This is a genomic window from Variovorax sp. P5_A3, from assembly GCF_056400665.1.
In genome coordinates this window covers 83539-104488 of the sequence record NZ_JBFUKW010000008.1, presented here as the reverse complement: position 1 = coordinate 104488, position 20950 = coordinate 83539, and the positions used below count along the sequence as shown (strand labels likewise).

Annotated in this window: 19 protein-coding genes; 10 read left to right on the top strand and 9 right to left on the bottom strand. The window is 64.4% G+C overall.

The window, feature by feature from the left end:
* Positions 1-16: 16 nt before the first annotated feature.
* Positions 17-790: a 16S rRNA (adenine(1518)-N(6)/adenine(1519)-N(6))-dimethyltransferase RsmA gene (gene rsmA, locus AC1D3B_RS14050; protein ID WP_478191281.1), complete on the top strand. Its 774-nt coding sequence runs from the start codon at positions 17-19 to the stop codon at positions 788-790.
* A 131-nt stretch (positions 791-921) separates the two neighbouring features.
* On the opposite strand, the gene AC1D3B_RS14045 is transcribed toward rsmA, so the two are convergent.
* From AC1D3B_RS14045 to AC1D3B_RS14030, 4 genes are all read right to left on the bottom strand, one after another.
* Entirely contained in the window at positions 922-1143 is a 222-nt protein-coding gene (locus tag AC1D3B_RS14045; protein ID WP_478191280.1) for a hypothetical protein, read from the bottom strand.
* The gene (locus AC1D3B_RS14040) at positions 1122-1553 is read right to left on the bottom strand and encodes a barstar family protein (RefSeq protein WP_435517379.1); all 432 of its coding nucleotides are present in this window, start codon (positions 1551-1553) and stop codon (positions 1122-1124) included. The genes AC1D3B_RS14045 and AC1D3B_RS14040 overlap by 22 nt, the downstream gene beginning before the upstream one ends.
* 47 nt (positions 1554-1600) lie before the next feature.
* Positions 1601-2014 (bottom strand): guanyl-specific ribonuclease, encoded by a 414-nt coding sequence (locus AC1D3B_RS14035; protein WP_478191279.1) that lies wholly within the window; start codon positions 2012-2014, stop codon positions 1601-1603.
* A 184-nt stretch (positions 2015-2198) separates the two neighbouring features.
* Positions 2199-4538, bottom strand: coding sequence for an NADP-dependent malic enzyme (locus AC1D3B_RS14030; RefSeq protein ID WP_478191278.1), 2340 nt, complete (start codon positions 4536-4538; stop codon positions 2199-2201).
* Positions 4539-4930: 392 nt separating this feature from the next.
* Between AC1D3B_RS14030 and AC1D3B_RS14025 the strand changes: the two genes are divergently transcribed.
* The 5 genes from AC1D3B_RS14025 to AC1D3B_RS14005 are packed head-to-tail and all read left to right on the top strand — an operon-like array spanning position 4931 to position 10843.
* On the top strand, positions 4931-5968 hold the full coding sequence (locus tag AC1D3B_RS14025) for an SPFH domain-containing protein (RefSeq protein WP_478191277.1): 1038 nt from the start codon (positions 4931-4933) through the stop codon (positions 5966-5968).
* Positions 5969-5978: 10 nt separating this feature from the next.
* The gene (locus AC1D3B_RS14020) at positions 5979-7457 is read left to right on the top strand and encodes a DUF4178 domain-containing protein (protein WP_478191276.1); all 1479 of its coding nucleotides are present in this window, start codon (positions 5979-5981) and stop codon (positions 7455-7457) included.
* 23 nt (positions 7458-7480) lie between these two features.
* Positions 7481-7699 carry a DUF350 domain-containing protein gene (locus AC1D3B_RS14015; protein ID WP_028249881.1) on the top strand — a complete coding sequence of 73 codons (219 nt, stop codon included), beginning with the start codon at positions 7481-7483 and terminating at the stop codon, positions 7697-7699.
* A gap of 11 nt (positions 7700-7710) precedes the next feature.
* Entirely contained in the window at positions 7711-9252 is a 1542-nt protein-coding gene (locus AC1D3B_RS14010) for a polyamine aminopropyltransferase (RefSeq protein ID WP_478191275.1), read from the top strand.
* A 1-nt stretch (position 9253) separates the two neighbouring features.
* A complete protein-coding gene (locus tag AC1D3B_RS14005; RefSeq protein WP_478191274.1) occupies positions 9254-10843 on the top strand; it encodes an FAD-dependent oxidoreductase in 1590 nt (529 codons plus the stop codon).
* A gap of 19 nt (positions 10844-10862) precedes the next feature.
* On the opposite strand, the gene AC1D3B_RS14000 is transcribed toward AC1D3B_RS14005, so the two are convergent.
* On the bottom strand, positions 10863-12248 hold the full coding sequence (locus tag AC1D3B_RS14000; protein WP_478191273.1) for an aminopeptidase P N-terminal domain-containing protein: 1386 nt from the start codon (positions 12246-12248) through the stop codon (positions 10863-10865).
* 137 nt (positions 12249-12385) lie between these two features.
* On the opposite strand from AC1D3B_RS14000, the gene AC1D3B_RS13995 reads away from it, so the two are divergent.
* Positions 12386-14440, top strand: coding sequence for a hypothetical protein (locus AC1D3B_RS13995; protein WP_478191272.1), 2055 nt, complete (start codon positions 12386-12388; stop codon positions 14438-14440).
* Positions 14441-14476: 36 nt separating this feature from the next.
* Here AC1D3B_RS13995 and AC1D3B_RS13990 read toward each other — a convergent pair whose 3' ends face one another.
* Together AC1D3B_RS13990 and AC1D3B_RS13985 are read right to left on the bottom strand one after the other, a co-directional pair.
* On the bottom strand, positions 14477-15181 hold the full coding sequence (locus AC1D3B_RS13990; RefSeq protein ID WP_478191593.1) for a nucleotidyltransferase family protein: 705 nt from the start codon (positions 15179-15181) through the stop codon (positions 14477-14479).
* An 11-nt stretch (positions 15182-15192) separates the two neighbouring features.
* Positions 15193-15582 carry an S-adenosylmethionine decarboxylase family protein gene (locus AC1D3B_RS13985; protein ID WP_478191271.1) on the bottom strand — a complete coding sequence of 130 codons (390 nt, stop codon included), beginning with the start codon at positions 15580-15582 and terminating at the stop codon, positions 15193-15195.
* A 101-nt stretch (positions 15583-15683) separates the two neighbouring features.
* Here AC1D3B_RS13985 and tkt point away from each other — a divergent pair, with 101 nt between their 5' ends.
* Positions 15684-17735 carry a transketolase gene (gene tkt / locus AC1D3B_RS13980; RefSeq protein ID WP_478191270.1) on the top strand — a complete coding sequence of 684 codons (2052 nt, stop codon included), beginning with the start codon at positions 15684-15686 and terminating at the stop codon, positions 17733-17735.
* A 42-nt stretch (positions 17736-17777) separates the two neighbouring features.
* Positions 17778-18779, top strand: coding sequence for a type I glyceraldehyde-3-phosphate dehydrogenase (gap, locus tag AC1D3B_RS13975; RefSeq protein ID WP_478191269.1), 1002 nt, complete (start codon positions 17778-17780; stop codon positions 18777-18779).
* Positions 18780-18877: 98 nt separating this feature from the next.
* Here gap and AC1D3B_RS13970 read toward each other — a convergent pair whose 3' ends face one another.
* Both AC1D3B_RS13970 and AC1D3B_RS13965 read right to left on the bottom strand, forming a co-directional pair.
* Positions 18878-19186: a putative quinol monooxygenase gene (locus AC1D3B_RS13970; protein ID WP_478191268.1), complete on the bottom strand. Its 309-nt coding sequence runs from the start codon at positions 19184-19186 to the stop codon at positions 18878-18880.
* Between the two features lie 85 nt (positions 19187-19271).
* Positions 19272-20228, bottom strand: a complete 957-nt coding sequence (locus AC1D3B_RS13965) for a ComEC/Rec2 family competence protein (RefSeq protein WP_478191267.1) — start codon at positions 20226-20228, stop codon at positions 19272-19274.
* A gap of 105 nt (positions 20229-20333) precedes the next feature.
* Between AC1D3B_RS13965 and AC1D3B_RS13960 the strand changes: the two genes are divergently transcribed.
* Entirely contained in the window at positions 20334-20936 is a 603-nt protein-coding gene (locus AC1D3B_RS13960) for a restriction endonuclease subunit S (RefSeq protein ID WP_478191266.1), read from the top strand.
* Positions 20937-20950 lie beyond the last annotated feature (14 nt).

The window sequence follows — 20950 nt, the reverse complement described above, 5'->3', positions numbered from 1 at the left end:
GCAACGCCTGGGTTTGATGCAGCACATTCCTCGCAAGCGCTTCGGTCAGCACTTCCTGTCCGATGGCGGGATCATCGATGCAATAGTGCGCGAGATCGCTCCGCAGCCGAGCGATGCGATGGTCGAGATCGGTCCGGGTCTCGCGGCGCTCACGCAGCCCCTGGTCGAACGGCTGGGCCGCCTGACGGTCATCGAGCTGGACCGTGACCTTGCGCAACGCTTGCGCGGCCATGGCCAGCTCAACGTGATCGAGTCCGACGTATTGAAAGTCGATTTCGCCGACTTGGCCTCGACCTTGGTCACGTCACCGGGAAAGGCTCTGCGCGTTGTCGGCAACCTGCCCTACAACATCTCCACGCCCATCCTGTTCCATCTTCTGAGCTTCGCGCACCTGATCGCCGACCAGCACTTCATGCTGCAGAAGGAAGTGATCGACCGCATGGTGGCCAGCCCTGCGACCTCCGACTACAGCCGCCTGAGCGTCATGCTGCAATGGCGCTACGCGATGGACAACGTGCTGTTCGTGCCACCGGAGAGCTTCGATCCACCCCCGCGCGTCGACAGCGCCGTCGTGCGCATGGTGCCCTTCGCCGAGCCGCCGGAGGTCGATCCCGCCCGGCTGGGAGAAATCGTCCAGGTGGCGTTCAGCCAACGTCGAAAGCTTTTGCGCCACACCCTGGGCAAGTGGCTCGATCAACATGGCTTCGCCGGCACCTTCGACACCCAGCGCCGCGCCGAGGAAGTCCCGGTCCACGAATACGTAGCCCTGACCCAACAAGTAGCCCCATGAAAAAAGCCCGTCATCGACGGGCTGAGATCGTGAAACACCGCGGATCCGGCTCCGCCGGTCCGCTGGTGTTGCCCCCGGTGGGGGGTAGGCGAAGCGACACGAAGTGCGCGCAGCCTGGGGGCGAGCAACAGTCAAGCTGCAGCCAACCAGTACCCCGCATTGAACGGGCTGCTCATGCGCAGCGCGAGCGGGGACACATCGACCAACTTGTCGGTCGGCATCTTTTCTGCCGACGGGTCTGCGTTCTGGATTTCGGCGTCGGGTGCCGGGTCCGCACCGTTTTGCTGAGCCTCGTTCGCCCGTTCTGCTTGGCTGGTGTGTGCAGAACGGGCTACAGAAAAGAATAGAAGCACCTGAACGGTATCTTCCGGTCTCCCCAGTAGTCAGCGGCGTCGCGGAAGATGTCGAGCAACTGCTCGCGCGCCTCCTTGTCAAACTTGGCATTGGCCGGGATCTGCTCGAGCACGATCACGAAACCCGGCTGCGGGCCCGATTTGTGCAAGGGATCGGTCATGCAATCGTACAGTGCGTCGAAGTTCTTGCCGAAGTGCTGCGGGAACGTGAATTGCTGTGCGATCAGGTCCAGCACGTCCTGCTTGGTCTGGGCATTGCCCAGGTTGGCATAGAGAAAGTGCTGACCGGCCGCATGCGCCGCTTCCTGCAGGTCGTTCACGCGAAATGCGCGAATCGACTGCACGATGTTGGGTCGTACGGCACGAAGGGATAAGGTCATCTCCGCAGGTCTTTCCATGGTTGTCGTCATCATTACTTCGGGGCGCTTTGGCGCGCCGCTCCAATTCAGTTCATCGCTCATGGCACGATCCGCCTGAAGCTCGCATAGTGATCTGCCGTGTACCAGCAGCCTGATGGCGCCGTACGCTCGCCTCCGCAGACGATGCGCCGTGCACCACGGTCACGCGAACCGGGCGTTTCGACCGTGTACTCTCGGTAGTGGCCTCGCCGTTCCTGCGGCAACAGGCGTTCGCGATTGCCGAACACCCCACCGTCTTTTTCGTATCGGAAGGGACCACCGCTCAATATGGCCCCATAAGTACGTTGGCCCTGCACCGGCAATTCGGTCAACGCGATCGTTTCCTTTGCCGGCTGTCCGGCGCTGCTGCCGAACCATTCGCGCGCCTGGATTCCAGTCACGAGGCCGACCAGCAATAAGCTAGTGAGCGCAAACTTGGAAACCGGGGACGTGATCGAGGCGTAAGCCGCCATGAGGCATCAAAAGGAAAAGGGGGGCGGGGACCGAATTGGGGGTTTAACCTTGGGGTTAACCCGCAAATTCAAGCCCGCAAGTGTGCACCAGAGGCACGCAAATAGCAAGCGCCTGCCCAATCTTTGAGCAGGCGCGGGGCTTTCCGAACGCCGGTGAAGTTAGCGACCACTGTCGCTGATACGCCTATCGCTCGGCGTTGGCGTCCGCAACAGTGAGAGCCGTCATATTCACGATCCGGCGCACCGTCGCGCTGGCGGTGAGGATGTGCACAGGTTTGGCCGCACCGAGCAGAACCGGGCCAATAGCAATATTTCCGCCAGCCGCCGTCTTGAGCAGGTTGTAGGAAATATTGGCCGAATCAATATTCGGAAACACGAGCAGATTGGCATTGCCTGCCAGTGCGCTGTGAGGCATGACGGCCGCACGCTGCTTGCCGTCCAATGCAACGTCTCCGTGCATTTCCCCGTCGACCTCAAGCCAGGGCGCTTGCACGCGAAGAAGATCGAGCGTCTGCCGCATCTTCACAGCCGTGGGCAGGTTGCTGCTTCCGAAGTTCGAATGCGACAGCAGAGCCGCCTTCGGCTTCAGCCCGAAGCGCATCATTTCTTCCGCCGCCATCGTCGTGATCTCGGCGAGTTCCTCCGGCGTCGGGTCGTAGTTGACGTGGGTGTCGACCAGGAACACCTGGCGCTCCGGCAGCAGCAGGCCGTTCATGCAGGCATAGATCGGCACGTTCTGAGGGGTGCTCGCGCAGCCGCCAGGGCGCTTGCCGATCACCTGGTCGATGTAGTGCAGATGGATGGCGGTGGTGCCCCACGTGCCGCAGATCATTCCGTCGACGTCACCTTTGTGCAGCAGCATGGCGCCGATCAGCGTGAGACGGCGACGCATCTCGATCTTGGCCGTCTGCACCGTCGTGCCCTTGCGTTCGGTCATCCGGTGGTACGTCTGCCAGAAGTCCCGATAGCGGCGATCCTGCTCGACATTGACGATGTCGTAATCGAGATCTTCCTTGAGCCGAAGACCAAACTTCTCGATGCGCTGCGCAATGATCGCGGGACGGCCGATCAGGGTCGGGCGAGCGATGCCTTCGTCCACCACGATCTGCGCGGCGCGCAGCACGCGTTCTTCTTCACCCTCGCAGTAGGCAACCCGCTTTTTCGGCGCGCGCTTGGCGGCATCGAAGATGGGTTTCATCATGCTGCCGGAGGTGTAGACGAAGGTCTGGAGCTTGTCGCGATAGGCGTCGAGGTCGGTGATCGGACGCAGCGCGACACCGCTTTCGGCCGCAGCCTTGGCGACCGCGGGCGCGATCTTCATCATCAACCGCGGATCGAAAGGCTTCGGTATCAGGTACTCGGGGCCGAAGCTCAGCTTCTCTCCCGCATAGGCGGCCGCCACGCGCTCGCTCTGCTCGGCCTGTGCGAGTTCGGCGATCGCATGGACAGCCGCGACTTCCATCTCGTCGGTGATGGTGGTCGCGCCGCAATCCAGCGCGCCACGGAAGATGTACGGGAAGCAGAGGACGTTGTTGACCTGGTTCGGGTAGTCCGTCCGGCCAGTCGCCATCACAACGTCGTCGCGCACCGCGTGCGCGTCCTCCGGCGAGATCTCCGGATTCGGATTGGCCAATGCAAAGATCACCGGCTTGGCCGCCATCTTGGCCACCATCGCCGGCTTGAGGACGCCGCCGGCCGACAGTCCGAGGAACACATCGGCCCCTTCGATCACCTCTGCCAGCTTGCGTGCCTCGGTCTTCTGCATGTACTGGCGCTTGTCGTCGTCCATCAACTCGGTGCGGCCTTCGTAGACCACGCCTGCCAGGTCGGTCACGTAGACGTTCTCGCGCTTCAACCCGACCTTGAGCAGCAGGTTGAGACAAGCCAGCGCCGCCGCGCCCGCGCCGGACGTGACCAGCTTGACCTTCGAGATGTCCTTGCCCACCACCTTCAAGCCGTTCAGCATCGCAGCAGCGACGGTGATGGCCGTGCCGTGCTGGTCATCGTGGAAGACCGGGATCTTCATGCGCTTGCGCAGCTCGCGCTCGACATAGAAGCAATCGGGCGCCTTGATGTCCTCGAGATTGATCGCGCCGAAAGTCGGCTCCAGCGCGGCGATGACGTCGACCAGCTTCGCCGGATCCTTCTCGTCGATCTCGATGTCGAACACGTCGACGCCGGCGAACTTCTTGAACAGCACGCCCTTGCCTTCCATCACCGGCTTCGAAGCCAGCGGCCCGATGTCGCCGAGGCCCAGGACGGCCGTGCCGTTGGTGATGACCGCCACGAGATTCCCGCGCGCTGTGTACTTGAAGGCATTGACCGGGTCCTTGACGATTTCCTCGCACGGCGCCGCGACACCCGGCGAGTAGGCAAGTGCCAGATCGCGCTGGTTGACCATCTGCTTGGTCGCCGCGATCGAGATCTTTCCGGGAACCGGATGCTCGTGGTACTCGAGCGCCGCGCGGCGAAGTTCGGCACGCTTGTCTTCGGGCGTGGGGATCTGCGAAGTCGAATCGGACATTGGGCCGTGCCTCCTGGGGCGCTTCTTGTGAAGGGCGCCGATTGTAGACCTCGATCCAGCGCGACGCGGGCGCATGGCGCCGACCTCCGAAATGTGGCGAAAGGCGGCTGTTCCTATCTCTTCTACTTAGTCTTCCTATTTAGATTAGTAGTAGTAGTAAGGGACGCCCTGTGCTGTGGACAGGGTCACTTTCCTGTTTGCCGACAAGGGCTTGCCGTCGCCCGACAGCTGTGCGCAGCATCGCTTCCGTGCTGTCGCGCCGAGGCGAACAACTTCGGAGAACGCGGCGGGCCTGTGGACAAGTACGTCGTTGTGCCGGAACTATCCCCAGGGTTGTCCTTGAGGCGCTGTGGCAATATGCCCGCCACAGCAACCTGCAACGAGGAGCGACCATGGCGCTGATGGATTTCATCAAGAAGCAGTTCATCGACATCATTCAGTGGACCGAGACCGGCGATGGCACGCTGGCCTGGCGCTTCCCGATGGCCGACATGGAGATCCAGAACGGCGGCTCCCTCACCGTGCGCGAGTCGCAGATCGCCGTGTTCGTCAATGAAGGCCAGGTGGCGGATGTGTTCGGCCCCGGCATGTACAAGCTGACGACTCAGACGCTGCCCGTCCTCACGTATCTCAAGAACTGGGACAAGCTCTTCGAGTCACCCTTCAAGAGCGACGTCTATTTCTTCAGTACCCGCCAGCAGGTGGACCAGAAATGGGGCACGCCCCAGCCGATCACCATCCGCGACACGGACTTCGGCGCCGTGCGGCTCCGGGCCTTCGGCAACTACAGCTTCCGCATCGGCGACGCCAAGCTGTTCCACACGGAAATCTCGGGCACCCGGGACATCTACACGGTGGCCGATCTCGACGGTCAGCTGCGCGGACTCGTGCTGCAGAACATCAGCAATGCGATCGCCTCGAGCGGCGTGCCCTTTCTCGATCTGGCCGCCAACCAGATCCAGTTTGCGGAGGCGCTGGCGACGCAGCTCGTGCCCGCGTTCGCAAAGATCGGCATCAAGCTCGAGAACATCACGGTCCAGAACGTCTCCCTGCCGGAAGAGTTGCAGAAGATCCTCGACCAGAAGATCGGCATGGGCATGGTCGGCAACGACATGGGCAAGTTCATGCAGTACCAGACGGCGCAGGCCATTCCGAAGTTTGCGGAAGGCGCCGGCAGCGGCGGCGGCATCGCGGGCGATGCGATGGGGCTGGGTGCGGGTGTCGCACTGGGCCAGGTACTCGCGCAGAATCTGGCCCAGGGCCTGAACCAGGGTAACGCTGTGCCGGCGCAGCAGCCCGTCATGGCGGTCGTCAATCCGGCCGATGTGATGACCACGCTGGAAAAGCTCGGCGAACTCAAGACCAAGGGCATCCTTACCCAGGAAGAATTCGACGCCAAGAAGGCGGAGCTTCTGAAGAAGCTGGTCTGACCCGCTCCCGTTGGCCACCGAGTCCCCTCAGCAGCGCTTCTACCGGGCGCCCTGCCCCGGCTGCGGGGCGCCGGTTGAATTCCGCTCGGCGCAATCGACGCATGCCGTCTGCCCGTACTGCCAGAGCACCGTGGTGCGGCAGGGCGATGCGCTTGCGCGCACCGGCAAGATGGCGGAGTTGTTCGACGACTTCAGCCCGCTGCAATTGTTCGCAGCGGGGCGCATCGAGAACAAGCCCTTCACGCTGATCGGCCGGCTGCAGTACAGCTACGACGGCGGTCGCTGGACCGAATGGATCGCGTCGCTCGACGGCGATCGCACCGGCATCCTGAGCGAAGACAACGGTGCCTTTGTCTTCGCGCTGCCGTTCCAGTTGCAGCGCGCGGCGCCGCCGGCTGCCGAACTGCGCGTCGGCGCCACCTCGGCCTTCAACGGCCAGAACTACACCGTGGCCTCGAACGAGCAGGTCGCGCTGGTCTCCGCACAGGGCGAACTCCCCCGCCTGCCCGAACTTGGACGCCGGTTTCCGGTGGTCGAACTGCGCAGCGACAAGGGGGAGGTGCTCAGCCTCGACTACGACACGGAGCCGCCAGGCGCATACCTGGGCCGTTCGGTTCGTCTCGAAGACCTGCAACTCACCGGCTTGCGCGACGAATCGGCCAAGGAAGAAAAAGGCCGCAGCTTCAATTGCCCGAATTGCGGCTCGCCGGTCACCGTCAACCTGGTCGACAGCAAGAGCGTCACCTGCCCCGCATGCAAGAGCATCATCGATCTCTCGCAGGGTATCGGCGGTGAACTTCGGCATGCGATGCAGGACGAGCCGGTCGATCCGCTGATAGCCATCGGGGCCGTCGGTCAACTGCAAGGCGTGGATTGGCAGGTGGTCGGTTTCCAGCACCGCATGGGCGTCGCGCCCGGCGACGACGAGCATTTCGGCTGGAGCGAATACCTGCTCTACAACAAGAAGCGCGGCTTCAGCTTCCTGGTCGACGCGGAAGACGGCTGGAGCATGGTGAAGCCCACCACTGGGGCACCGACGATGGCCGAGAGCGGCGCCAGGGCGACCTACTTGGGCAAGGTCTATCAGCAGCAGTACGCCTACAACGCCGAGACCAGCTACGTCGCGGGCGAGTTCTACTGGCAGGTGCAACGTGGCCAGAAGACCTTCAACCGCGACTTCGCCAACGGCGCCGCGCTGCTTTCGATGGAGCGTTCGGCCAACGAGCTGACCTGGTCGTCCGGCAGCAGGATCGACAGCGCGGCGGTGGCGGCGGCTTTCAAGCTCGGCGGCAAGAAGGACATGTTCAAGCGCAACGATGCGCTGCCGGTGAGCGCGGCGTCGAGCCTGGGCTGCGGCACCATCATCCTGATCGTCGTGATCATCATCATCCTGCTGATCATCCTCAGCACCTGCAGCAGCAGTTCGGGCGGCTCGCGCGGTTCAGGCGGGTCGTATGGTGGCTATTCCAGTGGCGGTGGCCACAAGTAATTTTTTTTCCGGAGGTCCTCATCATGGGCATTGAATGGTTGAAGCCGGCCGTCATCCTCGGGTCGATCGTCTACGCGCTGATCGGGGTAGCGGTTTTCCTGTTGTGCTTTCTCATCATCGACAAGGTCACCCCCTATGACCTGTGGCAGGAGATCGTCGAAAAGCAGAACCTGGCTCTGAGTGTGGTCGTCGCCGCGATGAGCCTGGGCATCTGCATCATCGTCGCGGCCGCGATCCATTGAGGGAGGCGGCCTTGTCCGCGATTCCGGCCGCACGCAGCGGCCCGCAGCCCGTGGAGATCGCACTGCTCGCGAGCGTGTTCGTGGTTGCAGCCTGCGGGCTGGTCTACGAGCTGAGCGCAGCCGCGCTGAGCTCCTACCTGCTCGGCGATTCGGTGCTGCAGTTCAGCACCATCATCGGCACCTACCTGTTCGCGATGGGTGTTGGTTCCTGGCTCTCGCGCTACTTCGAGCGCCAGTTGCCCGCGCACTTCCTGCGCATCGAACTCATGGTGGCGTTGATCGGCGGCATGCTGCCAGCCGCCCTCTTCATCGCCAATGCGTACGTACCGGGGGCTTTCCGTCTGTTGCTGTATGGAATGGTGCTGGTCGTGGGCACGCTGGTGGGTCTCGAGATCCCGCTCGTCATGCGCATCCTCCGGCGCAACATCGGGCTGAAGGACCTGGTCTCGCAGGTGCTGACCTTCGATTACCTCGGCGCGCTCGCGGTGTCGATCGCGTTCCCGCTCCTGCTCGTGCCGCAGCTCGGAATGATCCGCACAGGACTCCTCTTCGGGCTCATGAACGCGGCGGTCGCGGTATGGGCGCTCTGGCTGTTTCGACACGAGTTGCGGCGCCTCGGTGCACACGCGCTCGCGTGCGGACTGGCGCTTCTTGCATTGCTCGGTGCCTTCGTCTTCGCGGAGCACATCACGACGCTGGCGGAGGACAAGTTCTACCAGGACCGCATCGTCTTCAGCGAGACCTCGCCCTACCAGCGCATCGTGGTCACGCGCGGCAGCGCAGGTCATCGGTTGTTCCTCAACGGCAACCTGCAGTTCGCCGAGCGCGACGAATACCGCTACCACGAAGCATTGGTACACCCTGTGATGGCGGCGCACGGTGCGCCGAAGAAAGTGGCCGTGCTCGGCGGCGGTGACGGCATGGCGGTGCGGGAGATACTCAAGTACCCCTCCGTCGAGAGCATCACGCTGGTCGAACTCGATCCGAACATGACGCGGCTGTTCACCGAGCACGATACGCTGGCGGCGCTCAACGGCAGATCGCTGAAATCCCCGAAGGTGCGGATCGTCAACACCGATGCATTCCAGTGGCTCCAGCAACCGGGCGACATGTTCGACGTGATCGTGGTCGACTTTCCCGACCCGACCAACTTCGCGATCGGCAAGCTCTACACCAACTCCTTTTACGCATTGCTCGACAAGCGACTGGCTGCGAGCGGCTACGCAGTGATCCAGACCACATCGCCGCTGGTTGCGCGCCAGAGTTTCTGGACTGTGGCGGCGACCATCGAGTCGGTAGGGCTGCTGGCCACGCCGTACCACGCGCACGTGCCGAGCTTCGGCGAGTGGGGCTACATCATTGCGAGCCGCCGGCCCTACCGGCAGCCTGATGCGCTGCCTGAAGGGTTGCGCTTCCTCTCGACGGACAGCTTGCCCTTGCTGTTCGACTTTCCGCGCGACATGGCACGGGTGCCGGCCGAAATCAACCGGCTGTCGAACCAGGTGCTCGTCACGACCTATGAGCAGGAATGGGGCAAGGTCGTCGGACACTAGGATGAAACGTCGCGCGTTCCTGGGTGCCGCCATGACAGGTACCGCCGCCTTGGCGGGTTGCGAGACCCGACACGACATCGACGGCGGATTCACGGGCATCGACGTGACGCGTGGCCACGCATTGCGCGATGGCAGTCTGCGCGCCGGCGTCGCGCCGGACGTCACGCGACGTGCGCGCGTCGTGATCGCCGGCGGCGGCGTCGCAGGGCTCGCGGCTGCGCGTGCCTTGCGGCTCGCGGGCATCGAAGACTTCGTGCTGATCGAACTGGAAGACGTCGCCGGCGGCAACAGCCGCGGCGGCATGGTCGGCGGCGTCGCCTGTCCGCTCGGTGCGCACTACCTGCCCGTGCCTGGCGACGATGCGCACGAAGTCCAGGACCTGCTCGAGGAACTGGGCCTGAGGCAGCGCGTGGCGGGCCGGTGGGGGTACGACGAACGCTATCTCTGCCACAGTCCGCAGGAGCGACTGTTCTTTCGTGGCGCCTGGCAGGATGGCTTGCTGCCGGTGCAGGGCGTGGATGATGCGACCCTCGCGCAATACCGCCGGTTCTCGCAGCGCGTCGAAGCATTGCGCGAAGCACGTTTTTCCATTCCGGCGTTCAGGGCCGGCCCTGCACCCCTCTCCATGGCGCTGGACGCTTCGTCATTCCACGCCTGGCTCGACCACGAGGGCTTCACCGATCCGCACCTGCGCTGGTATCTCGACTACTGCTGCCGTGACGACTATGGCGCCGGCATGGCGCACGTGTCGGCATGGGCCGGCATTCATTACTTCGCCAGCCGGCACGGCTTTCACGCGCCGGGGGATGACAACGTCGAACGCGACGCCGTACTGACCTGGCCCGAAGGAAACGGATGGCTGACGCGCCGACTGGCCGATCCTTTGGGTGAACGCTTGAAGTCGGGCCAGGCGGTGACGCGCATTGCCGAAACGCGCGGCGGTGTCGAGGTCGATGCCTACGACTTCGCAACCCGGTCGCGCGTGCGCTGGGAGGCGTCACATTGCATCGTCGCGCTGCCGGTCTTCATTGCCGCACGCGTCGTCGAGAACCCGCCCGGGTTGCTGCGCCAGGCTGCGACGCACCTGCGCCACGCTCCCTGGCTCGTCGCCAACATCCACGTGCGCTCCCCGCTCATCGATCGTCCCGGTGCCCCACCAAGCTGGGATAACGTGCTCTACGGCACGCGCGGCCTCGGCTATGTCGATGCCCGTCACCAGACGCTCGACCCGACGCCTCGTGCCACGGTGCTGACGTGGTATCGGCCCCTCGGGCCGAGCGCGTTCGACGAAGCGGACGGTCGTCGCCGGTTGCTCGATCGCCCTTGGAATGCCTGGCGAGATGACCTGCTGGCCGAACTGTCGGTGCCGCATCCGGACCTCCCGGCCGCGGCGACCCGTATCGACATCACCCGCTACGGCCATGCGATGGCGATTCCCGAACCCGGCTTGCTGCGCCTGCTCGGCCCGCTATCGACGGGCGGACGGGCAGGTACGGCGCGCCTGGCCTTCGCGCACAGCGACTGGTCCGGCTACTCGATCTTCGAGGAAGCCTTCACGCGCGGCCATCTGGCCGCGTCCGCCGTGAGTTGAGCCGGCGCCGATCGCGAACTCAGTTCCGCATCAGCGCTTCGATTTCGTCTCCGTGGACCGGCACGCCGCGTGAGATGAGTTCGCAGCCGCCCTCGGTGACGATGGCGTCGTCCTCGATGCGGATACCGATGTTGTGGAACTGTTCCGGCACGCCCTCGCCAGGGCGCACATATATGCCCGGCTCGATGGTCAGCACCATACCGGGATGGAGGATACGGCTGGGCCTGTTCTTGATCACCTCGTTGGAAAGCGGATCCCTGCGTTCGCTCACTTCACCGACCTGCGTGGGCTCGACATAGCTCCCGCAGTCGTGCACGTCCATGCCCAGCCAGTGGCCGGTGCGGTGCATATAGAAAGGGAAGTACGCACGCTTCTCGATGACGTCTTCCACGCTGCCCACCTTGTTGGCGTCGAGCAATCCCAGGTCCAGCATGCCCTGCGACAGGACCTTGACCGTCGCCTCGTGCGGATCGTTGAAGCGCTGCCCTGCGCGCGTTGCCGCGACCGCAGCTTCCTGGCTGGCCAGGACGAGGTCGTACAAGGCGCGCTGCGGCCCGGTGAACTTGCCGTTGGCGGGAAAGGTCCGCGTGATGTCGCTCGCGTAGCCGTCCAGTTCGCAGCCTGCGTCGATCAGGACCAGCTCGCCGTCGCGCACAGGCGCCGTGTCGGCGCGGTAGTGCAGCACGCAGGCATTGGCGCCTGCAGCCACGATCGAGCCGTAGGCCGGATATTGCGAGCCGCCAAGGCGAAATTCGTGCAGCAGCTCGGCGTCGAGGTGGAACTCGCGCACGTCCTTGCCCTCGCGCAGCATGCGTGCGGACAACTGCATCGCACGAACGTGGGCCCGGGCACTGATTTGCGCGGCGCGGCGCATCACGTCTTGTTCGTAGGCGTCCTTGACGAGCCGCATCTCGTCGAGCGGACCGCAGAGGTCGCGCTGCTCCTCGGGGCACAGGGCGCCATAGCGCACCCGCGCACGCACGGCAGAAAGCCAGCCGTCCACCCGCGTCTCCAGTCCCTTGTGCGTCGCGAACGGGTACCAGACGACGGACTTGTTCTCGAGCAGTCGCGGAAGGCGGGTGTCGAGTTCGTCGATCGAATAGGCCTCGTCGACGCCCAAGGCTGCCGGCGCCGCCTCGGGTCCGAGCCGGTAGCCGTCCCAGATCTCGCGCTCCAGATCCTTGGGCGCGCAGAACAACGTCGAACGGCCGTCACCCGACAACACCAGCCAGGCATTCGGTTCGGCGAAGCCAGTCAGGTAATAGAAGTAGCTGTCGTGGCGATAGAGAAAGTCGCTGTCCCGGTTGCGCTGGCGCTCCGGAGCGGTCGGGATGATGGCGATGCCATCAGCGCCTAAATAAGTAGAAAGATGTAATCGACGGGGGGCTTGATGATTTGCGGTCATAACGTCACTATTCGATACCTTTGTAATTGATCCCATGGGCGACAAAAAACACAAGGAAAAGATTTGCAAGAAGGTTTGCCGCGTAGGACCTATCCCACGTACAAACCGACAACTTGTTATTTTGGAGGTGTTTTTTGTTGAAAGTTCTTCATAAGAGCGCAATTCTGCTCGGAGTCGGGGCTGCTGTGCTCGCAGGTTGCGGCGGCGGCGGTGGTGGTGGAGGAGGCTTCGGTGCCGCCGCGAGCGCAGACCCGGCAGCGGCCCTTGCCGCCGCAACTGCGGCCGCGGCTACAGCCAACGGCACTGGCGCGTCGACAGGCAACGGCACTACTCCGTCGACCGGCAGCGGCTCGGCCGCCCCGAGTACGGGGACCCCAACCACCGCAGACATCGTCGACGGCTCCCATAACGTCGTACCGGGCGCCGTGACGAACATGGCCGCCCAGTTGAGCAAGGATGCAGGCATCGACTATCGCTTCGGCCCGAGCGCCGCGGCCTATGGCGTCGCCGACGCCGGGTTGCCGCTGCTGTACAAGCGCGGCGACGCGAGACTGACATCGCCCGACTACCAGTTCTTCTGGCAGGTCGGTGGCCCACCTTCCGGCAACGCCGGCGCCTATTCGACCAACCAGGCCAACGCGCTGTTCGTGCCGGACAATCCGGCCGCGGCAGCCGGCAAGGGCGGTATCGGTGTCACCGACTTCCAGGTCACCGGCTACATGTACAACGTCTTCGCGCAATCGCCCCAGCTGAGCTGGACGGTGACGGCGGCGAACGGCGGCGGACTCGACAGCCTCAACGCCATGGCCTACAAGGCTGCGGGCACGGTCAGCAGCGATCCGATCGCGATGGCGCGCTGCGCCGGCCGACCGGGCTTCTGTGCAGAGGCGCTGGTTGCGTTCCAGAACGGCGTGATCGGCACCGTCGGCAGCAACACGGCAAGCAACGACACGACCGTCAAACTGCCCGCCAACAAGGTGCCGACTGGCATCGCCATGACGAACGACAGCGAATTCGCCCTGGTCACGGTCTGGGACACCACCGCGTCGAAGGGTCAGGTCGCCGTGATCGCGCTGGCCGGCCTGTGCGATGGCTGCGATCCGTACAACAACGGCACCAACGGCAAACGCGCCTACTACGACTGGTGGCATGAATGGATGGGCGCCTACCCGGGCCTGCCGAACATGGGCAACATCGCTTTCATGAAGATCCTCGGCTACGTCGACCTGCCCGGCATCGCGGCACCGACCGACATCGCCGTCACGACGGGCATGGACCAGTTCGGAACCATCCAGGTGGGCGGCAACTTCATGGGCCTGGACAACAGCCCGCTCGCGAGCAACTGGCAGAAGTTCGCCAGCGGCGGCGAGAACTACAGCCGCTATGCCAAGGGTGGCGTGGCAATCGTGACTTCCAAGTCGGAACAGAAGGCCGCCTTCATCGACCTGAAGCCGCTCTTCAGCTACTTCAACGGCATGTACTTCAGCTCGAACGTCGGCAACACCAGCAACCTGGGCCAGGCCGACAACCAGTGGCCGTACACTTTCGCGCAGCAGCCTTCGCAGGCGCCGACGGTCATCAAGACCGTTGCGCTCCCGGCGAAGCCGACGGCGGTCAAGGCCACGGTGTCGGGCAACACCCAGCGCGCGTGGATCGCGACGCAGGACGGCACGCTGCGCATCTACAGCCTGGGCGGGTACGCGCCGGGCGGCGCGGTCGCATCGCCGGCGGCGAGCGCCATTGCCGAAGTCGGCACCGTGGGCGGCATCGGCCGCAACCCGACCTCGCTCGCGACGTCCAAGGGCGAGCCCAACGCCAGCATCGAGGCCATCAACCAGCAGGTCATCGTGGCGTCGCGCGGCGACCGGAAAATCTCCTGGGTGCGCTTCGCTGCGGACGGCAACAGCGGCAGCATCGTCCGGACCCTGCAGGACCAGCGCCTGAAGGACCCGGTGGCGATCGAGGATTCCGACAACTTCGCCAACGCAGGCTATGTGCTGAGCGTCGCGGACTACGCGGACAAGTCGATCAAGAACTTCCGCTACGGTCCGGTGAGCTTCTCCGAAGGCGGCGCCTGCCCGAAGCCGAACGGTTGCCCGGTGACGCCGACCGGCGGGGTGCAGATCGAATACGGCGGCAGCCTGGCGCTGCCTGGCAAGCCGTTCCAGATCACGACGGCCAACGTGCCCTGAGCCCAGGTCGTCACTCGACCATACGGACGGCCTGCTTCATGCGGGCCGTTTTTTTTCGTTCAGTTCGCGCAGGCGTTCTGGCGTGCCGACATCGGCCCACAGACCCGCATACATCTCGGCGCTGACGCGTCCCGCGTCCATGGCGGTACGCAGCACCGGCGCCAGTGCCGCCTTCACGCCCTCGGCGTTGCCGGGCGGAATACTGCAATAGGGAGCGGAAAACAGCTCGGCGCGATACAGGGCGATGGTCGAAAAGGTGTACTTCGGCGCCGCATGGTTCATGGCCGAGCCATCGGCGTCGATGCCGAAGTCGCCTTTCAGGTTGTGCGCAGGATTGGGAACCAGCCAGAGATGCGCCAGCCGCCCGCTTGTCGCGAAGCGGTCGACCGACGCCTGCGTGAACGCGAAGTCCGGCGCGAACACATCGCCCGCCACGACCCAGAACATCTCGCCCAGCAGGGGTAGCGCCCGGACGATGCCGCCTGCCGTTTCGAGCGCACCGCCGAAGTCGCGCCCTTCGTGCGAATAGGAGAGGGTCGAGCCCTGAAAACTGGCGCCAAAACGCCCGGGGATCTGCTCGCCCAACCAAGCGATGTTGACCACGAGTTCGGTGAAGCCGCCCGAAGCCAGCGCTTCTATCGGCCACTGCATCAGCGCCTTGCCCTGCACCTCGAGCAGGGGCTTGGGAGTCGCATCCGTCAATGGCCGCATGCGTTCGCCGCGTCCCGCGGCCAGGATCATGGCCTTGATGCTCACGCTGCCTCAGCCCTCATCTCGCCGCGCTGCAGCGCGTTCCGTTCCGCGTAGACCGGCAGGAAGAGCGCCTCCAGCGCATCCATCACCGCCCTCGCCTTCGCCGAATGGTCGCCGCCGAAATTGCAGACGTAGACGTCGAGCGTCACACCGCCCTGCTCGGGCCAGGTGTGGACACACAAATGGGACTCTGCAAGCAGAACCGTGGCCGTCACGCCGCCTGGCCCCTGGGCAGTGCGGGGAAACGCATGAACGAGCTTGCCCACGACCTGCAGCCCCACCGCTTCCGCCACGCTCACGCAGGCGGCGCCCAGGGCTTGCGCGTCCACCAGCCACTGCGTCGCGCAGCGGCAATCGTGAAGATCGGCGGTGAGGTGAAGACCATGCATGGGCGGCACTCTAGCAGCCCCTTTGGGCCCCGTTCGAGAGGCCTGGCAACGTGACCGCTAAAATGCCGGGTTCCCCCTAACTTGCTCCCAGGAAGCCACAGATGGCCAACCAAGCCTTGATGGCCAACGCGATTCGCGCGCTGGCAATGGATGCCGTTCAACTCGCAAACTCGGGGCATCCTGGCGCACCGATGGGCATGGCCGACATGGCTGTCGCGCTGTGGGGCGAGCATCTCAAGCACAACCCGGCCAATCCGCACTGGTTCGACCGCGACCGCTTCGTGCTGTCGAACGGCCATGCGTCGATGCTCATCTACTCGGTGCTGCATCTCACGGGCTATGCGCTGCCCATCGAGGAACTCAAGCACTTCCGTCAATTGCACAGCAAGACGGCGGGCCATCCCGAAACCGGCATCACCCCCGGCGTCGAAACCACCACCGGTCCGCTCGGGCAGGGCATCACGAACGCGGTCGGCTTCGCTCTCGCCGAAAAGCTGCTGGCGTCCGAATTCAATCGCAAGGGCCACGACATCGTCGACCATCACACCTACGCCTTCCTCGGCGACGGTTGCCTGATGGAAGGCATCAGCCACGAAGCGGCGGCACTTGCCGGCGCCTGGAAGCTCGGCAAGCTGATCGCGCTCTACGACGACAACGGCATTTCGATCGACGGCCCGGTCAAGCCCTGGTTCGTCGACAACACCGAAGAGCGCTTCAAGGCCTACGGCTGGCACGTGATCGGCCCCATCGACGGGCATGACGTGAAGGACGTGTCCAAGGCCATCGAAAAGGCGAAGAACCATCGCGACAAGCCCACGCTCATCATCTGCAAGACGCAGATCGGCAAGGGCAGCCCGAACCGCGCGAACACCGCCAAGGCCCACGGCGAGCCGCTGGGCGCCGACGAGATCGGACTCACGCGCAGCGCGCTGCAATGGGCCCACCCGCCCTTCGAACTGCCGGCTGCGGTGTACGAGGAGTGGGACGCCAAGGCCGCCGGTGCCAAGGCCGAAGCCGCATGGAACGACAAATTCGCCGCTTATGCGCAAGCCTTCCCGGACCTGGCCGAGGAGTTCACCCGCCGCATGAAGGGCGAGCTGCCGAAGAACTTCCACCAGACCGCATTCGACACGGTCGTCGCAGCCCACACCAAGGGCGAGACCGTCGCCTCGCGCAAGGCCTCGCAGCTCGCGCTCGAAGCTTTCACGGCGGCGTTGCCCGAGCTGCTCGGCGGCAGCGCCGACCTGACCGGCTCCAACCTCACCAACACCAAGAGCACGCCCAGCCTGCGCTTCGACAGCCATGGCAACGTGGTCCGCAGCGAAGGTAACGAGCAGTTCCCCGACGGCCTGCCGGGCCGGCACATCAACTACGGCGTGCGCGAGTTCGGCATGGCGGCCGTCATGAACGGCGTCGCGCTGCATGGTGGCTACATCCCCTACGGCGGCACCTTCCTGACCTTCAGCGATTACAGCCGCAATGCCATCCGCATGGCGGCGCTGATGAAGCAGCGCGTGATCCACGTATTCACGCACGACTCCATCGGCCTCGGCGAGGACGGCCCCACGCACCAGTCGATCGAGCACGCCGCCTCGTTGCGCCTGATCCCGAACCTCGACGTCTGGCGTCCGGGCGATACCGCGGAAACCGCCGTCGCCTGGGCGGTCGCGCTGCAGAACGCCAGCCGCCCGACGGCGCTGCTGCTGTCGCGCCAGAACCTGCCCTACTCGCCCAAGAAGGACCTGAGCGACATCAGCAAGGGCGCCTACGTGCTGTCCGAGCCCGAAGCGGTCGGCCTGAAGAACAAGAACGTCAAGGCCGTCATCATCGCAACCGGGTCCGAAGTGCAGCTGGCCCTCAAGGCACAAGAGCTGCTGGCCGCGAAGAAGATCGCGGTGCGCGTCGTCTCCATGCCTTCCACCACCACCTTCGATCGCCAGGACGTGGCCTACAAGAAGAGCGTGCTGCCCAAGGGCACGCCGCGCATCGCGGTCGAAATGGGCGCCACCGACGGCTGGTGGAAGTACGGCGTCGCGGCCGTCGTCGGCATCGACACGTATGGCGAATCGGCGCCGGCGGGCGTGCTGTTCAAGCATTTCGGATTCACGGCAGAGAACGTCGCTGCCACGGTCGAAGCGGCGCTCAAGCGCTGAAGTCGATCGCCCCCAGTTTTCAACCATCCAGGAGCAAATGACATGGCTATCAAACTCGGCATCAACGGCTTCGGTCGCATCGGTCGCAACGTGCTTCGCGCGGCGGTGCAGAACTTCAAGAACGACATCGAGATCGTCGCGATCAACGACCTGCTCGAACCCGAATACCTGGCGTACATGCTGCAGTACGACTCGGTGCACGGCCGCTTCCAGGGCGAGGTCAATGTCGAAGGCAACACCCTCATCGTCAGCGGCAAGAAGATCCGCCTCACGCAGGAGCGCGATCCCGCGCAACTGAAGTGGAGCGACGTCGGTGCCGACATCGTGCTCGAATCCACCGGGCTCTTCCTGACCAAGGAAACGGCGCAGAAGCACATCGATGCGGGCGCGAAGAAGGTCATCCTGTCCGCGCCCAGCAAGGACGACACCCCCATGTTCGTCTATGGCGTGAACGACAAGAAGTACGCCGGCGAAGCCATCATCAGCAACGCCAGCTGCACCACCAATTGCCTGGCGCCCCTGGCCAAGGTGCTGAACGACAAGTGGGGCATCAAGCGCGGCCTGATGACCACCGTGCACGCCACCACCGCCACCCAAAAGACCGTCGACGGCCCGAGCAACAAGGACTGGCGCGGCGGCCGCGGCATCCTGGAAAACATCATCCCGTCGAGCACGGGTGCTGCCAAGGCGGTGGGAGTGGTCATCCCCGAACTGAACAAGAAGCTGACGGGCATGAGCTTCCGTGTGCCGACCTCCGACGTGTCGGTGGTCGACCTCACGGTCGAACTGGTCAAGGAAGCGACGTATGCCGAAATCTGCGCCGAGATGAAGGCGCAGAGCGAAGGCGCGCTCAAGGGCGTGCTCGGCTACACGGAAGACAAGGTCGTCGCCACCGACTTCCGCGGCGACCCGCGCACCTCGATCTTCGACGCCGAAGCCGGCATCGCGCTGGATGGCACCTTCGTCAAGCTCGTGAGCTGGTACGACAACGAGTGGGGCTACTCGAACAAATGCCTGGAGATGGTTCGCGTGATTGCGAAGTAACCGGCTTCGTCCCAGAAGAGAGAAACGCGCCCAAGGGCGCGTTTTTTCATGACACGGATCGAAAGAACCAGAAGAGCGCGGTCAACGCTCGAGCGATCTCACACCGGCTCCAGCACATGGATCACCCGGCTCTCGGTCCAATCCTTGACCTTCGCGCCATAGGCGGCCATATGGGGCGCCGCCGCGTGGGCCTGCAGCGCGGCCAGCGTTTCCCACTTCTCGACCACCACGAAGGTGTCCGGCCCGAAGGTGCCACGCGAGGCCGGCATGCCCGCGGCGTCGATGGTGGCGATGTATTCGATGCAGCCTTCCTCGGCGAGCACGGCCGGGCGGTTGGCGCGGTAGGCCTCGAGGATCAGGTCGCGTTGACCCGGCTTGGCGGTGATGACGGCGACGACGTGAATCATGTGCGGATGCTCCTGTGGATTGGAGCGTCGAATTTACGGGGAACGGGGCGTCTTGAACTGTCGCGTCGGAGGCCGAAGCGGGGGGTCAGGCTTCCATGCAGGCTGGCCGGGCCCGATACCACCCGCGGTCGGGCATCCGGTGCCAATGGTGGAGGCTCACGCCCTGCGTCACGAAACTGAGGACGCCGCGCCGGTCGAGCGCCTTGGTCACGGCGCGGCTCGCGCGTTGCCCGCCTTCGAGGCTGACCGAAATGAAAGCCGATTTCGTGTGGCTGCGGCCGTCTCGCGGCGTGCAGGGGCCGACGATGCGATTCAGGACCGTTGGCGACAAATGGTCGGCGCTCCCCCCGTTGGGCGCCTGCAGAAGCCGCAGTCTGGCCGGCAGGTCCATACCGAGTTGCTCCGCGAAGGTCGCCGCCGCGTCGAGCGTCCGAACGCCCGCCCGCCCGGTCAGCAGCACGCCGCGGCCGTCGAACTCGGCATAGAGAACGGCGCTCGATTCGTTCTCCGCCGTGGTGGCCGCATGGTTCGACAGGCGCCTGCGAGTCCAGTGACGAATGAGCGCCGCAAGCCCGTGACCCGGCCGCGTGGCCGAACGGCCGAAATCCGGGAGCAGGGAGTTCATGTACCAGTCGCGCTCGGGCGACAACACGGTGAACGGCCCGATTTCCGCACCCGCGAAGGGTTCGCGCACCGGAATGCGCTTCGCATCGGCAAGCTGTTTCAAGGCACGCGCCACCGGCAACTCCGTGCGCAGCCCGTCCGAATAGGCCCACGGCCTCTGCATCCAGAGTTCGCCGACCTTCAGCTTGCGCAGGACCACCGCCAGTCCGGCCGCGTGGTCGCACGCCGGATGCGAGCTCACCACGTAGTCGACGCGGGAGGTCATGTATAGCTGCTCAACATGCGCCACCAGGCGCTCGCCCGAAACGGCCGTGCCGCCGTCGTAGACCAGAACCTTGTAGTTACCTGGCGTTCCCCAGCGCGCGCAGATGGCTGCGCCGCCTGCCCTGACCGGCAGGAAATCGACTTCGTATCCCATTCAACACTCCCTGATCGTCAATTTGCATCACTTGCCTTGATGCATTGACTTGTGGGAGAAGAAGTTAATCAAGTCACTCCCAAGCTGCAAGCAAATATTTGCATCATGTCAATTCATGCAATTCGAGTCGGGCTGGCAGAGGCCGTCGGCGTCAGGGCCGGCTATCCCTTTCGCGGCTCGATCGATGATGTGCCGGACGGGTCCGTGCGCGCGATCCAGATGAAGGACATGGACCCTGTCGAAGGCATCCGCTGGGGTTCGGTCATTCGCACCGAACTCGCCGGGCGCCGCCGGGCCGACTGGCTTTCGCCCGACGACGTGCTGTTCGTCTCGCGCGGCTCGAGGTTCTACGCGGTCTGCATCGATGCAACGCCCGGCCCTGCGGTTTGCGGCCCGCACCTCTTCCACCTGCGCATCAAGCCGGGCAGCGATCTGATCCCTGCTTTCCTGGCATGGCAGATCAACCAGCCGCCCTTCCAGCGCGCGTTGCAACGCGCGGCCGAAGGATCGAGCCAATTGAGCGTCCGGCGACCGGTGCTGGAGGCCTTGCCGATCGGCATTCCGCCACCGACCGACCAGCGCCGCATCGTCCAATTGGCCCGGCTGGCGCGGCGCGAGCGACAGTTGCACGAGCGGCTCATCCGAAATCGCGAACGGCTCTTCGAATCGATCGCCGAATCGCTCACCGGAGCGGGCGACGACACATGAGAAAAACAGCAGGG